The following is a 15,541-nucleotide window of genomic DNA, read 5'->3' on the forward strand; positions in this document are numbered from 1 at the left end:
AGGGCAAGTTCGGCTGCAGGTGGAGGGGCGGCAGTGGCCGGTTCACCACACGGCCACGGCCAACTGGGCCGAGCGTCATTTCCAGCTGAAGGTCGAGGACACCTGGGACCACACCGCCGGCGAGATCGCCGAAGCGCTGAACTCGGCCTACGAGGAGTCCGGCGCCGACCCGGTCGGCCTGGTCGGCGACCCCCGCGAACGGTCGGCCGTGCACGAAAGGCTCACCAGTTGGATGAGCGAATCGTAGTGATCCTGTGGCACAGTGTGACGCGCACGTCCGGCGCCCAGGCGACGTCGGGCACCCTCCTCGGCGCGGCCTTACGGCCTTGCCGACCAGCGTCCGGAGGGACGTGTCACGCGGGCTGGCGACTGCGGTCGTACGGCACCAGGGCACAAAGGCGATTGGCTCAGGGCACTGGGCATCACTTGGTTTCCCTAAGCCAATCAGAGACGCTTCCCGAGGCCGTCCGCCAGGTCACGGTGGAAACCGAGCACGGCGGCCGCGCCGCAGACCCCTCCTCCGCCGTGCTGGAAGAGGCCATCGAGCAGGCCCGGCAGCAATACACCCGTCGCCTGCTCGAGCAGCAGGTACACCAAGCTCTTCAGCACACGCCCCTGCAATGCAGTGGATCTCGCCGCCGCCCGTCCCGCATGCGACTGCTGCAGCCGACCACCACCGCCCCTCGGCTCCCCGGGAGGGATACTGCTGCAGGCAACACGTTGCCACGAGCCGCGCGAGCCTTTCGCCTCATGAGCTGTGCCTCACCCAGGGGCGGATGACCCGCTGGTGGGGCCTGTGGTCGGGCCGAGCACAGGTGTCCGGTCCATGCGACGGACGGCTGGGCAATCGTGGCTGCGCAGCCCAAGGGCCCGTTGCACATGCGGCTGCGCACCCCGGCGAGCGTACGCAAACCGGTTCCCCGGCCGGCGCCACGCTCGCGCCAGGGAGGGCTCTCCCCCTGTGCTGTCCCGGGAACGCTGCCGCCGGCCACTGCGGGTGCCGATAAATCATCCGGCCTGCTCAGGCGGCATGTTGGTGTTCGTGCAGGGTTCTGCCGAGCCGGTCTCGTCGGCGGACCTCAAGGTGCCGGATCGGCTCTGGCATGTTGATCGGTGCAGGCAGTGGGCGCAGCGGCGCGGCTTGGCCCAGGGCTCGGTGCGGTCGATGGCAGTTGTAGAAGGTCTCGAACTCGCGGAGTGCGTGCAGCAGGTGGCTCTGGTTCCAGCTCAAGGTGCCATCCAGCGGCTCGCGTCGGCACGTCTGTACCCAGCGCTCCATGAGGGAGTTCATCCGCGGTATCCGAATGCCGGTGGTGACGACCGTCAGCCCGGCGTCGGTCAGCAGGTCGTCGAAAGCGGCCGTGAACTTCGAGTCGCGGTCGCGAATCATGAACGTGGCCCTGCTGCCCGCGTCCTCGAGGTCCATGAGGAGATTGCGCCCGAGCTGCACGATCCACTGCGCCGTCGGGTGTGCGGTGGCGCCCACCCACCCCGACGGCGACGGCCGCTGCACCACGTGCGCCTCTGCGGTGCGAGCGGTCGATACCGCCCCACTCCTCGGACAGCTTCACGATCGCCGCCTGCTCCCAGCCCAGCAGGGCGTGCAGGGCCTCATCGGGGCCGGGCCGGGCATCATCGAGCCGGCCGGCGGCCCGCCGGGCCTGCCAGCGCAGGACCCGGACGTGATCGAGGCCGAGGGCGCCGGCCGCCTTGCGCACCGACCAGCCGTGCGCGGTGGCGTACTCGACCAACTCCAGCAGCCCGGCCTTGACATCGACCGCGACGCGCGGCGGGACCAGGCCCGCGGTCAGGCCCATCGCGCTTTTCCCGCATCCAGGTGTGTGCGACCGCCTGCTCCGCGATCGTCGAGCGCAACCGCTCGATCTCCGCCCTGGCCTCGGCGAGCGCCAACTGCTCGACACTGGTCGCCTGCCGCCGGGCACCGCGGCGGCGAGTGCGTCCAGCGCACCCTGCTTGGCGGTCTTCAGGACCCCGACGACGGTCGAGCGGTCCACGCCCCACCGCTCGGCGGCCTCCCGCTGCGTGTGCTGCTGGTCAACACCGCAACGAACATCTCGTACTTCTCCGACGGAGCCAACCGCTTCCTCGGGCGGGACGGCGCGCAGGATCGCCGATGCGCCGGTCGGTGCCTGGCCCGTGGTCATCGAGTTGTCGGTGCGTCGGCTGTTCTGCGACAACGGCAACTGCGCGCGGGTGACCTTCGCCGAGCAGGTCGACGGGCTGACCAGCCGCTATGGTCGGCGAACGCCCGTCCGGCGCCAGGGCGTAGATTGCCCGACGCCGGGCAGCGGAACCGAGTCGGAGCCGGAGGACATGCGGCGGGATAACCAACCGCCTCGACCGGGACTGGCCACCTGATCCGGGTTATATTCCGGCCATGGCCCCGGCTCCTGTCCAGGAAGATCCGGATTGCGCCCGCCCTTGGCAGCTGCTGTTGCGACCAGGAGACCCTCATGCTCACTTCAGATTCGACCGAGCTGACGAAGACGCTCATGGCCAAGGTGTGGCCTGCCGACAGGCTGTGGGCGTCTGTCGAAGAGGCTCGCGCCGACGTCGAGATATTCGACTACGCCGGCGATTCTGTTGATGGCGTGTCGACGCAGGACGTGAGCATCCCCGGCCCCGGGGGCCCGCTGCGTGTTCGTGTGTACCGGCCGGAGCACGCCGAGGGTACGTTGCCTGGCTTGATGTACTTCCATGGGGGCGGTTTCGTCGTCGGCGAGATCGAGGGCTTCGACTGGCTCTGTGGCTCGCTGGCTCGGCGCGCAGCACACACGGTGGTGTCCGTGGAGTACCGACGGGCTCCGGATCACCCGTTTCCGGCGGCCCTCGAGGACGTCCTCGCCGCCACCACCTACGTTTCCCGGCACGCCGCCGACTTCGGCATCGACGCCGCGCGCATGTCGGTGGCCGGGGACAGCGCGGGGGGGAACCTGGCCGCAGTGGTAAGCCAACTCGGGCGTGCCCACGGACTCGACCTTCGGCACCAGGTGCTGATGGTCCCGCTCACCCTCCCCTACGCCGACACGCCCAGCATGCGCGACTACGGCTCCGGGTACTACCTGACCCGTGACGTCCTGGACTGGTTCATGGACCACTACCTGCCAGAGGGGCGGAACCAGGCGCACGATCCACGGTGCGCCCCGCTTCTCGCGGACGATCTCAGCGGCCTGCCGCCGGCGACAGTGATCACAGCGGAGTTCGACCCGCTCCGTGACGAGGGCGAGCGGTACGCCCGCAAACTCGCGGGCGCCGGTACGCCCGTCGTGCAGCAGCGTATGAACGGCGCTTTCCATCTCACCGCCATTCTGCCCAAGGCCTTTCCCCAAGCCACCGAAGAGGTCATCGACCTCGTCAGCGCGCGGCTGCGCGAGGCGGCGGAAACGCCCCCGGTCTCCTAGTCTTCTGACCCACGGTGCAAAGTAGCGGGGGCTACTTGTTGCCTTCCAACTGCCGTGGACCGCTCGACCGTCGTCGGGGTCCTGAAGACCGCCAAGCAGGGTGCGCTGGACGCACTCGCCGCCGCGGTGCCCGGCGGCAGGCGACCAGTGTCGAGCAGTTGGCGCTCGCCGAGGCCAGGGCGGAGATCGAGCGGTTGCGCTCGACGATCGCGGAGCAGGCGGTCGCACACACCTGGATGCGGGAAAAGCGCGATGGGCCTGACCGCGGGCCTGGTCCCGCCGCGCGTCGCGGTCGGCGATCATGCATCTGGTCTCCCGCACGTGGCTGGCCACGCTGGTCTCGGCCGAGGAATCCAGTGTGCAGGTCGAGGTCACCTTCACCACCGCCCTGCACGCCGAGGGCTTGGGCCACTGGCCGAGCGGGCCAACAACCATAAGATTCGGTACGCCAGTTCAACGCCCCAGGAGCCGCCCGTGCTGCTGGCCGTCTCGGACAACGGGCCGCAGATGGCCTGCGTCGACACGCGGGTCTTCATGGCCGCCGCGCTGATTGCGCAGCACTTCGGGCGCCCGCACACGCCCAACGACCAGGCATGGATCGAATCGCTCTTTGGGCACGTCAAGGGCGAGTGGCCGCATCTGGCCAAGATCCGTGATCCGTACGAGCTCGAGGCCGAACTCGACGTCGTACGAAGGGAGTAGCTCGACGCGCTACGGAAACTCGGCATCGGCTGGGTCTGACGGTCGTCAGCAGGGTGTCAGCGCCATCGCCTACCCTGCTCCCATGATTGGCAGTCTCTCCCCAGCATGACCAGCCCGAAGATCATCCCACCCGGTCGGTCAACGTGACGGTGTCATTCCGCGGGCAGGTGCCGGGCCTGATCGGGCAAGCGCCTATCCTGCGGGCTGGCCGTTGTCCCGGGCCCGGAAGGCGCTGCGGTAGAGCAGCGGCGAGGTCCCGACCTGGCGGGCAAAGTGCTGGCGGAAGGTGGGAGCCGAACCGAAACCGGCCTCCGCGCCGACCCGCTCGACCGGCAGATCGGTGGACTCCAGCAGTCGCTGTGCACGGTGCACCCTGGCGCGGACCAGCCATTGGAGAGGTGTGGTGCCCACCTGTGCCTGGAAGTGCCGGGCGAGGCTCCGGACGCTGGTGTCCGCGTGCCGGGCGATCTCCTCCAACGTCAGGGGGCGGTGCAGGTTCTCCTCCAGCCAGGCCAGGGTGGGTGCCAGGGTGACGCCCTCCTCCGCCGGATCCTCCTGCATGATGAACTGGGCCTGCCCCCCGTGGCGCTGCAGTGGCATCACGACGCGCCGGGCGGTGTCGGCCGCCACGGCCGAGCCGAAGTCGCTCCGGACCATGTGCAGGCAGAGGTCCAGGCCCGCCGCGGCCCCCGCCGAGGTGAGCAGTTGGCCGTCTTCCACGAAGAGCACTGCCGAATCGACGTCGATCCGAGGATAGCGGCGGGCAAGCTCCGCAGCACGCTCCCAGTGTGTGGTGGCCCGATGGCCGTCGAGCAGCCCGGCGGCTGCGAGGGCGAAGGCGCCGGTGCACACCGAGGCGATCCGCGCCCCCCGGTTCGCTGCCGCCCGCAACATTTCGAGGACCTCTTCGGGCGGCTCGACGTCGCCCGGCACCACGACCGTGTCCGCCTGCGCGATGACCTCGAGGTCCCAGGGGGTCTGCACCTGGAACAGCGCTGGGCTGCCGGGCTGGCCCGTGGTCGCTGCCACTGGGCCTTGGCCACAGACCCGCACGTCGTAGGCCATGCTGCCGTCGGTGAGACGGGTCATGCCGAACACCTGGCAGGGGATCGTGAGATCGAACCCCACAACGCCTTCCAATGCCAGGACAGCCATGGTGTGCATGGCTGAATCCTATCGATCTCAAGGATTTTGGCATGGACATAGCTTTCGGCCGGCGTCCTCCCATGGATCGCTTCGGACGAACCATCCGGCAGGTACTTGAATACCCGTCGAGGCCCCGGCCGTACCACCGCACGGCGGTGGCCGCGGAGCGTGGTGGAGTAAGCCCAGCGCACGCAGCCTGGCGGTATCTCATCGCTACTTGGCATTAGCGCCACTGTTGTCCGGTGAATGGACGGCGATGATTGCTGACAGCGCTACACCGCAGATCGGAGGCCTACCGACCGGCGGAAGTACAGCGCAGCTGCCACAGTCGCACCGCTCGCATCGGCCGGTCCGCACCACTCGTCGCCCGGCCGTCGACGAAACCCGGTACGGCGTTGTGACGACGAGGGAGAATCATGCACTTCAACGGCTACCACCACATCACGAACACGGTGACCGGCGGGCGGACCGATGTCGAGTTCCACTCTGGTCTGCTCGGCCTGCGCAATGTCAAAAGGACTGTGCTTCTCGACGGAAAGCGCCCCTTCTACCACCTGTACTACGGCAACCAGTACGGCGAGCCGGGCACCCTTGTCACGTCTTTCGCCTTCGGCGAGGACCGGCCACTGGGTCGACAGGGTTCGGGCCAGGTGCGCTCCATCGCGATGTCGGTGCCGCAGGACAGCCTGGGCTACTGGTCCGACAGGCTGGCCTCCAGGGGTGTGGCGTACGAGGAGTTCGAGCTGCTCGGTGAGCGGCGCATCCGGCTGCACCACCCGGACGGCATCGAGTACCAGCTGGTCGGCGTCGCCGTGGACGAGCGTCTGCCCTGGACCGGTGCGGACGTTCCGCCGGCCGCTGGCATCCGCGGCGTGCACAGCGTGATGGTGGTGACCCGCGAGGTGGACGAGCTGGACATGTTCCTCAAGGAGGGCATGGGGCTGGTCCATCGGGACAGTGACGGCTCGGTCAGCTCCTACTCCATGGCGAACGGCCGGGTCGGCCAGCTCGTCGAGTTCGATCACCAGCCGGACGAGCCCCAGGGCAGCTGGGGATACATGCGCAACACCGTCGACCATGTGGCCTTCGACATCGGCGACTCCACCGCCCAGCTGGCGTTCAAGGACCGTCTCGAGGCGATGGGCTTCATCGATGTCACCGACCCCCGGGACCGCAACTACTTCTACTCGTGCTACTTCCGCACCCCGGCCGGGGCCATGTTCGAGGCCACCTGGAGCCACCCGCTGGGGTTCCTGAAGGACGAGGAGCTGGACAGCCTGGGCAGCTCCCTGCAGCTGCCTTCCTGGCTCGAGAGCCAGCATGAGGGCTTCCTCGCCGAACTGGAGCCCCTCGACTAGTACGACCGGACGCCCGCCGCACCAGACCCCAGCCGCACGAAGGCGACCGGGGTCACGGTGCGACTGCGGGTGGGCGCATCGGGCTGCCCTCTCGGCTCGACGAACCCGCAGCATCGCCGTGGTCGCCCCACCACCCGTCCGTTCGTCCCTGACCTGACCTGCCCTCGCTGCCTGGCCGTCCCTCGTTCCGGCGGTAGCACCTCCACCGCAAGGAGCGCAACCATGTCTTTCCCGACGGATCGCCGACCGGCCGCGGACCAGCAGCCGTCGGCCGAACCTGTGACCGGGCAGCTGCCGTCCACCACGGCGTCCGCCGGGGCGGGCAGCGGGTTCGCCGGCAGCATCCGGCCGGGGCAACTCCCGCTGCTGCCGACCCGGCGCGTGGTGTGGGGCGCGGGGACGGCAGGCCGTCTCCAGGAGCTGCTCGAAGAGCTCGGCGCCTGCCGTGTGCTGCTGCTCACGACCGCGTCGCTGGTCAGGCAGCAGGTCCTGCTCGAACGCGTCCGGGCGGCGTGCGGTCCGCTGCTGGTGGGTACCATCAGCGACCTTGCCGCGCATGTGCCGCAGGCAGGCGTCCGGGCGGGCGCGCAGCGATGCCGTGAGCTCAAAGTGGACGGCATCGTCAGTTTCGGCGGCGGTTCGGTGATCGATGCGGGCAAGGCCATCGCCGCAGAGCTGATCGACGAGGGAGCCGGGGCACCCGTCCATATCGCGCTGCCCACCACCCTGTCGGGTGCGGAGCTCTCGCACTTCTACGGGGTCAGCGAGGAGCGGCCGGAGGGCCCCTTCAAGCAGAGCTACGCCCGAGCGGACGTCACCCCGGCCATGGTCGTCTTCGACCCCGAGCTGACCGTGGCCACTCCTGTGCAGCTGTGGAGCAGCTCGGGGATCAAGGCGCTGGACCATGCGATCGAGGGATTGCTGGCGGACGTGCCCGGCCCGGTGGTCGGATCACTCGCGCGGCTCGGTATCCGGCACATGGCCGATGCACTGCTCGGATCGCTGGATGCGCAGGCTCTGGACCACCGGCTGGCCTGCCAGATCGCGGCCTGGGAGTGCTACGTCGCACCTGGGGCACTGAGCCACGGCCTCAGCCATCGCATCGGCCATGTGCTCGGCGGTACCTACCACGTACCGCACAGCCTGACCTCCGCGGTGACGCTGGCGCCGGTGATGCGTGCGATGCGCGAAAAGGCGCCCGAGGCCCTGGCCGAGGTCGCCCGTGCCCTGGATGTCGACGCCGCCCTCGACCTCTCCCGTCCGGCGGCAGCCGATCCGCTGGACGCGCCCGCCAGGCTGGAGGAGCTCATCCGCTCCGCCGAACTGCCCAGTCGGCTGCGGGAGGTGGGCATCGCCCCTACCCAGCTGCCCGAGATCGCGGCAACCGTCCGCGCCGCCTACCCTCGGGCTGTGGCCCAGTTGGGCGACGATGGGGCGGCACGTCTGGATGCGCTGCTGGGGGACATGTGGTGAGTCGTCGAACCGGATCCCACGACTTGCGGTCGCCCTCGCGCCCCGTAGCGGCGGGCCGCCGCACAGCCGCCGCCCTCCCTGCGGGTGGTGCCCATGCATGACGAGATCGCCTATCTGTCGGCACACGAACTGCGTACCGCCTACACCCGCCGCGAGCTCTCGCCGGTCGAGGTGGTGCGCGCCCTCGGCGATCGCATCCAGGCCCTGGACGCCTTTCTCAACACCATGACCGCCACCTCGCTGGAGCGGGCACTGCAGGCGGCGCAGGCATCCGAACAGCGTTACCGCGAGGGGCGGCCCCTGCCACTGGACGGCGTATCGGTGGCCGTCAAGGACCTGATCGACACCGCGGACCTGCAGACCACCTATGGATCGGGGATGTTCGCCGGGCATCTGCCGCATCGTGACGCCCCTGTGGTCCGGCTGGTGCGAGCAGCCGGCGGCGTCGTGATCGGCAAGAGCGCCACCCACGAGTTCGCCTGGGGTATCACCACCGACAACGAGCATTTCGGACCCACCCGGAACCCATGGGCGCCCGATCGCGTTCCGGGCGGTTCCAGCGGCGGCTCCGCTGCTGCGCTGGCGGCCGGGCTGGCGCCCCTGGCGCTCGGCACCGACACGGCGGGCTCGATCCGAATCCCGGCGGCGTTCTGCGGAGTGGTCGGGCTCAAGCCCACCCATGGCGCGGTCGATGGTAGGGGGGTCTTCCCCCTGGCACCGTCGCTGGACCACGTGGGGCCGATGGCGCGCACGGTCTCCGATGTACGGCTGCTCCACTCCGTGATCAGCAAGCCGGACTATCGGCTTCACCGGGGCGCCCCGGACCCGTCCTCGCTCGCGATCAAGGGCCTGCGGGTGGGCATCTGCCCCGACCTGGACCAGATCCCGCTGGGCTCGGCCGCACAGGCTGCCCGTGACGCGACCGCCGCCGCCTTCACCGAGTTGGGCGCCCAGGTGGTCGAGGTGCCGGCCCCGGATGCGCCGAGGCTCTACGAGACGCTGGGCGCCGTGGTTCTGGCCGAAGGCTCCCGGGTGCACCGGCGCGCCGGGTTGTGGCCCGGACGAGGCGCGGAGTACGGGCAAGAGGTGCGTTCCCGCCTCGAACTGGCGGCGATCGCAGACGCGGACACGTATGTCGACAGCCACTATGAGCGGGTGCGGCTGCATTCGGTGATGCACCAGATCCTCTCGGCTGTGGACGTGCTGCTCTCCCCCGTGTCGGCGATCTCACCCGTGCCGATCGGTCAGGACAAGCTCCGGCATGCCGGACGTCAGCTGCCCTTCCGGGAACTGGTCATGACCTCGACCGCGCCACAGAGTCTGACGGGGCTGCCCGCCTGCACGGTCCGTGCCGGGTTCGATGAGCACGGTCTTCCGGTGGGCGTCCAGCTGACGTCGCCGCCGCGGACCGAGTCGCGGCTGCTCGATATCGCGGAACACCTGCACCGGGCCACCGAGGCTCTACAAAATCGCTGGCCTGCAGTCACGATGGGCCGACAGCGCCGCTGCCCTCCCGGGGGCGAGGCCTCCCGTACAGATGCCCCCGACGCGCCGTATCGCGCTACCTGGCGCTCGCCCATCCCGCCCGCTACGGGAGCTCTTCCGCGCGGCAGCCACTGATCCCCGTCCGGTGTCTGGGGCAAGGACCGGGTAGGGATCAGTGGCCGCTGCGCCGCCTGGGCCGGTTCAGCCCTTGGACTTTCCTTCGCGTCGAACCCTGAGGGCCTCAACCACCCCACCTGCTGCAGCAAGGCCGAACGCGGTCGCTCCCAGCACGACCTGCCGGGATGTGCCAGGGGCGGACGCGGCGCGCTGTCCGGCCGAGAGCGGATCGGCTCGGGCAGGGCGGCAGCCGGGATCGCATGGGGACTAGTACTGCAATCACAGTTAGGGGGTCTGGTGTGATTGAGCGTCCTGGTGTCTGTGGATCTTGGTGTGCGTCAAGTCGAGTCATGGCGTGGGTGTTGGCGGGGTTACACGCGCGGTTCGCTGCGCGGTTTGCCCGCTCGGAGCCGCGGGGCCGGGCTGTGGCCTTGGCGATGACGTCGCTGTACGAGCCGGAATGGGGAGCCTGGGTCGCGTTCAGACGGATGTACCACTGGGATCCCAAGACGATCAGACCGGCCCACGCCAGCCAGCCCAAACAAATCTAGATCGGTTCCGGGCAGGGCCACGCCGATCACCCACCTCCTCCACCGCAGTGGAGGCCACCGGAGCAGCGCCATCGTCAACGACTTCGGTGTCATCTGCTGGACAGCCACCCCGCGGCGCATCGTTCGTTACTCACTTTCGAATGACGGTCGGAAGGCAGGTGGGGTGGCGCAGGGGCGGCCGTAGATCCATGCTCACACGGACAGGCGTCGGGACCATGCGTCAACTCCGCGCATTCGGTGCGTAAATGGAATACACCCCGCCACCACGCACCAGGGGATGCGTTGCGGCCTGCCTCACCCACTCGGCGAACCGGCCGACCACCGGCAACGTTCAATCGCCACGGGCCTCTACGCGCGCGATGCCGGGGTTGTTGTTCTTGTGGGACGGGCATGGCTTCACAGCAGGTGACACGACGGGTCTGAGGGGGGCGCCGTGGCTCGCAAGAAGTCCTTGACCGCTCAGTTGCTGCAGGCCTACCAGGAAGCGAAGAAAGCCAAGGCTGCCCAGGAAAGACGGCTGCAGCAGGAAGAGGCCCGCCGGGCCCGGGCCGCGGAACAAGAGCGCCTGCGCAAGGAGAGGGAGGCGGCCAAACAGGAGCGCGAGCAGGGGCAGCGGTGGGCGGCGGCGCAGCGGGAGAAGAAGCGTCAGAACGCCGAGCGCAAGCAGAAAGTGGAGCAGGTCGAGCGGGATCTGGCCCGCCGGCAGGCGGCACGGGAGAGAGAGGCCGAGCAGAAGAAGAAGGAGCAGGCGCGGCAGGTGCAGCAGGCGACGCGGCTGGCCAAGCAGGAGCAGGTCGACCAGATGAAGGCCCAGGCGCAGCAGCGGACCGGCGAGGTGCAGGCGCGCCAGGCAGCGTTGGACCGAGTGCTCATGGACCGCTCCCCCGGCCTGCGTAATCACCGTGAGGCTGTGGAGCAGGCGCTGGCCGGAGGGGCGACGGCGTTCGTGGAGGCGGTGGAGGGCGTACTGGCCGGGTGCGAGTATCCGCCGGGGCTACGCCGGGCGTGGCGGCTGGCGTATGCGCCCGAATCCCGTGAGCTGATGGTGGATGTGGACCTGCCCGGGCAGGACGTGATCCCGTCCGCGACCAGCTACCGGTACAAGGCGGCCGACCCGCCAGCGGTGGTGCCGCAGCCGCGGAAGGAAGCGGACACCAAGGAGCTGTACAAGCAGCTCGTCGCCCGCCTCGCGCTCAGGGCGGTGGACGAGGTCCTCGCCGTGACCCCGCCTGCCCTGGTCAGCTCGGTGGCGTTCAACGGGCACGTGCAGGCCAAGGACCGGGCCACCGGCAAGGGCATCCGCCCGTGCCTGGTCAGCGTCCGCACCGAACGCGGCACCTTCGACGAGCTCGTGCTGGACGAGCCCGAGCTCGACCCGGTGCTGTGCCTGCGCCATTTGAACGCGATCGTCTCCCAGCACCCCTACGACCTCGAGCCCGTCCGGCCCGTGGTGACGTTCGACCTGAGCAAGTACAAGTTCGTCGAGGAGATCGACGTCGTTGCCGGCCTCGACAGCCGCCCCGACCTGATCGCCCTCGACCCGTCGGAGTTCGAGCACCTGGTGCGCCGCCTGTTCGAGGCAATCGGCCTCAAGGCCTGGGTCACCCAGGCCTCCCGCGACGACGGCATCGACGCGGTCGCCACCAACGAGGACCCCATCATCGGCGGCCTGTGCATCATCCAGGCCAAGCGCTACAAGAACGTCGTCCCCGCCGAAGCCGTCCGCGCCCTGGCCGGCGTCATGCACGACAAAGCAGCCGCCAAAGGCATTCTCGTCACCACCTCCTGGTTCGGCACCGCCAGCAAAGAATTCGCCCAGCGCACCGGCCGCATGGAACTCATCGACGGCCGCGGCCTCAAAGCCCTCCTCCAAGAACACCTCAACATCGACGCCCTCATCGGACTCCCCAAACTCCCCGCCGGCTGGCACCCCCGCGACCTCCGCTGACCGGATCAACGACACCACGCGGCACCACACGGTGCACCAATCGGTCCGCACGACTCAGCCTGCAAGGGCGCATAGATCGCCGGTAGGCAGCAGGCGCTCGTGCGCCGCGGAGTAAGGGACATGACCTCCTGACCGATCCGACCCGCGTCCACCGTCTCGGACATGAGCAATCCTTTGGCCGGAGGTACGTCGCGTGCGCTGCGGCTCACGACCTGCGCCTGCCTACAGGAAGGGTGGAACCCAGATGCGCATACCCAGCTGCCGATAGGCGTCTGCGTTATCGCGGATCGTCCACCAGTTCCGGCGGGTGAGTTGCAGCGAGGTCGCCTGGTCGGGGTGGCGCTTGCCCAGGGCCGAGCAGATCTCTGTCAGGTCGGGCGGGAAGGCCAGGACGCCCGTCACAGCGAACGCTTCGTAGACGACGAGCACGTACCAGCCGACGCCGGGGATGCTCCGCACAGTGTGCTCGTTCGGCCAGCTGGAGAGAGGGTTGGCGAGGTACTTGACCTGTACGTACTCGCCGTCGGCCGATATCAGGTCATAGTTCGCCTGCACCCGGGATTCGGCGAGTCGGCCTTGCCACAGGGCCGCGACCAGGTGCTCGGCGAACTCGGCGAGGGGGTCCCGGTTCGACTGGCCGAGCCCCAAGGTCCCCAGCAGGGTTTGCCGCGCCAACCGGTAGGAGTCCAAGGCGCTCAACAGCCCGGAGAGGCCAGCGCCGTTCGACGCAGGACGAAGAACGCTATCGGTCACGCAACCACTATTTCGCACCAGACCGCAGGCCCACCAGTGGCATTGTGACACCGGAAGAATCTGGCCGTTGCCCGCTGCGGCGGCAGCCAGCTGACCGCGCTCGACGACGCGGTGTTGGGTCAGCCAGCCGCGTCCGGCCGCCTCGCGGGGGCCTTGTCGGTTCCACCATCTGCGGCAAGTCGACCGGCCGGGCGGCGGTGCGGTCACCGGTCGCGCAGGCGGTTGATCACCGTTTGTGCTCCGGCGGTTGCGGCGAGAGCGTCCTGGGCAGCCCGGCCCTGGATGAGGGTGGCCGGCAGCGTGGTAGCTGAGCAGTGCGTCGAGGCGGGCGAGGACCTGGGCGACGGCCCTGGACCTCCGGCGCGAAGGCGGCGCCCGTGCAGCCGAGTTCGTACGTTCGGTGCAGGGCGTCCGAACGGGGCGCCTTTGTCGGTGAAGGGTGCGAGCATCGGTGCCGCCTGGTTCGGGGCGACGCCAGCAGGGGGCGTGGGCGTGTCGATGGGGAGGGGGCCGATGGGTGCGAAGGGGGACACACGGCGGATCCAGACGGCGGTGCTGGGGCACCGGGAGTCCGACGAGCCGCTGGTGTTACCGCTGGAGGCGTTCGAGTTGGACGTCTTCCGGCATCTGTACCAAGGGGCGACGTTTTGGTGCGGGGTGCTACTGGGCGGCTGCGGCAGGCGGTTGACGACGAAGCTGTACACCGACCGGGCCTGCCACTTCGCGCACTACCCCGACCCCGACGGAGCACCGACGGTGTGCTCGCGCACCCATGGGGGCGTGGGTAGCGCCGACCACCTGTACCTCAAGGCCGCGACGACCGCGTGGCTACGAGAACAGGGGCGCGGCGCGCACTTCCACTTCGCCCGGCACGAAGGCGCGCCGGTCGGGTCCGTGGTCGACATCGACGTCGACGGCGGCATGCAACTGCGGGTCCACATCAACGGCGAGGTCCCGGTGCGCTGGGACCCCACCGGGCGGACCGAGACGATCCTCGGGCCGGGGGTAGGGGTGGAGTACGAGACGCTGGCCCGCCGCCGGTACGTCAACCGGGTCCGGTTCTACAGCGACGGCCCGTGCCGCCGGATCCAGATCGGCACCGAAGCGCTGGGCCGGGGCACCGAGTGGTTCGCGCTCGAGAACTGCACGATGACCCCGGACGGGCTGGTGACGCCGGTCGTCGCCGAGCTGCGGCGCCGATGGGAGGGACTCACCTCGCCTCGCCCGGCAGCCGAGGCGCCGGGCACGAGCTATACGGCCGCGGGTACCACCCCCGCGGCGCCAGCCGCCAGCCCTGCGGCCTCGGACGCAGGGCCGAGGGAGGTCCACCGCCTGGTGCTCCGGCTGGGCAGCGCGCAGCGCGCCGACAATCTTGCCGAAGTCCGCGAGCTGTGCGCCGACGGCGCCGAGCTGCTGGGACGGCTCAAGGACGCCACGGCCGCCCACGACAGGCTCCAGAAGGCACTGAGTGCGGCACGCAGCTGGCAGGAGCAGAAGGACAAGCCGCGGCGACTGGTGTTCGCCCGCCTGCAGGAGGCCATGGGTCGGCAGCGGGTCGAGGAGATCCGCTCCATGGTGCAGCAGGCCAGCGCTCTGCGCGGACAGGGCCACCACCTGTCCGCGGAGGAGGAGGAACTGATCAAGCAGGCCCGCTCCGTCCAGCATCACTTGCCGCGGCCCGGGCGGTCCGGTTCCCCAGCGGACCGGACGCCACCGCGCGGCCATGCCCGTGGCCCGCGGGCAGATGCCCGACCTGTCCCGGCCCGGCCGCAGCCCGCCCCCCTCCTAGAACACTCGCAGCAGGAGCTCGAAGCAGTGGCGAGGGCCGTGCGCGGAGCATTGCGCAGAACCGCCCAGCGAGGAGGCATCACCTCGTGGGAAACACTGCGCCGCCAACTGGGCTCCGCACTGCCCCGGCTCACGGCCCCCGATCAGGCACGAGTGTTGCTCCTGGTCGACCGCGCCACCGAGACCGGCCAGCCGCCCCTGTCCACGCTGCTCGCGGCCGGCGACCCTAAAGCCGTGGCGGCGTACCGGCGGTCCGCCGCCAACCTCGGTCTGATCGTCCCCGACGACCCCGACGCCCTGCGCGACGTCCTCGATGCCGACACGGCGCGCCTCCACCGCCTGTGGCGCGGCCGGTGACAACCGCAACGCCGTGTCCGGTCGTGGAGCCATGCGGCCCGCTTCCTGATGTCGCGGCGCGGATCATGGGGGCGTCTCGTGACTCCGCGCCCGACGCTGCGGCGGCTCCTGCAGCGCACGAGGCCACGTCGGTCAGCGGAGCGTGCGCGGTGGCCACCGACGGGCAAATCTACCGCAAGGGGCTGCAGCTGGCAGCGGTGGAACGCTCCAGGCAGGGGCAGCCGTTCGATGCCCGCGTAGCCCCACACGGTAGTGGTGCCTGCCTGGACTACGTAGATCCCGCAAAGGATGGCCGGAATGCCGGTCTGTCGAAGGTCGCAGCCGCCACTGATCGCGGCGGCAGAGCCATGGGCGGGAAGCACGCCCATGGGCACGACGGTGGGTGCGGCAGTGGATCCTCCTGGCCGGTTGACAGCCGTCTCCGCCTTCTCCCGTGCGGGG

Annotated in this window: 11 protein-coding genes and 2 pseudogenes; 9 read left to right on the forward strand and 4 right to left on the reverse strand. The window is 69.7% G+C overall.

All coding sequences use genetic code 11. The features are described 5' to 3' along the window. Window positions 1-19 precede the first annotated feature (19 nt). Window positions 20-223, forward strand: a pseudogene (locus ABZ904_RS36520) (Vms1/Ankzf1 family peptidyl-tRNA hydrolase); the annotation flags it as partial. A gap of 221 nt (window positions 224-444) precedes the next feature. Here ABZ904_RS36520 and ABZ904_RS36525 read toward each other — a convergent pair. Beyond that, window positions 445-609 (reverse strand): hypothetical protein, encoded by a 165-nt coding sequence (locus ABZ904_RS36525; protein ID WP_361828368.1) that lies wholly within the window; start codon window positions 607-609, stop codon window positions 445-447. Window positions 610-1,021: 412 nt separating this feature from the next. After that, window positions 1,022-1,483 (reverse strand): annotated as a pseudogene (locus ABZ904_RS36530) (integrase core domain-containing protein); the annotation flags it as partial. Between the two features lie 674 nt (window positions 1,484-2,157). Between ABZ904_RS36530 and ABZ904_RS36535 the strand changes: the two are divergent. From ABZ904_RS36535 to ABZ904_RS36545, 3 genes are all read left to right on the forward strand, one after another. Further along, the gene (locus ABZ904_RS36535) at window positions 2,158-2,379 is read left to right on the forward strand and encodes a hypothetical protein (protein WP_361828371.1); all 222 of its coding nucleotides are present in this window, start codon (window positions 2,158-2,160) and stop codon (window positions 2,377-2,379) included. A gap of 95 nt (window positions 2,380-2,474) precedes the next feature. After that, window positions 2,475-3,422: an alpha/beta hydrolase gene (locus tag ABZ904_RS36540; RefSeq protein ID WP_361828374.1), complete on the forward strand. Its 948-nt coding sequence runs from the start codon at window positions 2,475-2,477 to the stop codon at window positions 3,420-3,422. A gap of 474 nt (window positions 3,423-3,896) precedes the next feature. Further along, complete coding sequence (locus tag ABZ904_RS36545) at window positions 3,897-4,124, forward strand: hypothetical protein (RefSeq protein WP_361828377.1); 228 nt, start codon at window positions 3,897-3,899, stop codon at window positions 4,122-4,124. Between the two features lie 192 nt (window positions 4,125-4,316). On the opposite strand, the gene ABZ904_RS36550 is transcribed toward ABZ904_RS36545, so the two are convergent. Continuing rightward, a complete protein-coding gene (locus ABZ904_RS36550; RefSeq protein WP_361828380.1) occupies window positions 4,317-5,288 on the reverse strand; it encodes a helix-turn-helix domain-containing protein in 972 nt (323 codons plus the stop codon). A gap of 398 nt (window positions 5,289-5,686) precedes the next feature. Here ABZ904_RS36550 and ABZ904_RS36555 point away from each other — a divergent pair, with 398 nt between their 5' ends. The 4 genes from ABZ904_RS36555 to ABZ904_RS36570 all read left to right on the forward strand — a co-directional run bounded on the left by ABZ904_RS36555 (window position 5,687) and on the right by ABZ904_RS36570 (window position 12,202). After that, the gene (locus ABZ904_RS36555) at window positions 5,687-6,628 is read left to right on the forward strand and encodes a hypothetical protein (protein WP_361828382.1); all 942 of its coding nucleotides are present in this window, start codon (window positions 5,687-5,689) and stop codon (window positions 6,626-6,628) included. A gap of 222 nt (window positions 6,629-6,850) precedes the next feature. Further along, window positions 6,851-8,101: an iron-containing alcohol dehydrogenase gene (locus ABZ904_RS36560; protein ID WP_361828385.1), complete on the forward strand. Its 1,251-nt coding sequence runs from the start codon at window positions 6,851-6,853 to the stop codon at window positions 8,099-8,101. 93 nt (window positions 8,102-8,194) lie between these two features. After that, on the forward strand, window positions 8,195-9,721 hold the full coding sequence (locus ABZ904_RS36565) for an amidase (protein WP_361828388.1): 1,527 nt from the start codon (window positions 8,195-8,197) through the stop codon (window positions 9,719-9,721). 966 nt (window positions 9,722-10,687) lie between these two features. Further along, the gene (locus tag ABZ904_RS36570; protein ID WP_361828391.1) at window positions 10,688-12,202 is read left to right on the forward strand and encodes a restriction endonuclease; all 1,515 of its coding nucleotides are present in this window, start codon (window positions 10,688-10,690) and stop codon (window positions 12,200-12,202) included. Window positions 12,203-12,424: 222 nt separating this feature from the next. On the opposite strand, the gene ABZ904_RS36575 is transcribed toward ABZ904_RS36570, so the two are convergent. Beyond that, window positions 12,425-12,955: a hypothetical protein gene (locus ABZ904_RS36575; protein ID WP_361828394.1), complete on the reverse strand. Its 531-nt coding sequence runs from the start codon at window positions 12,953-12,955 to the stop codon at window positions 12,425-12,427. Between the two features lie 513 nt (window positions 12,956-13,468). Between ABZ904_RS36575 and ABZ904_RS36580 the strand changes: the two genes are divergently transcribed. After that, entirely contained in the window at window positions 13,469-15,100 is a 1,632-nt protein-coding gene (locus ABZ904_RS36580; protein ID WP_361828397.1) for a hypothetical protein, read from the forward strand. The last annotated feature ends 441 nt before the right edge of the window (window positions 15,101-15,541 follow it).

Source organism: Streptomyces sp. NPDC046900 (assembly GCF_040644975.1).
Lineage (GTDB): Bacteria > Actinomycetota > Actinomycetes > Streptomycetales > Streptomycetaceae > Streptomyces.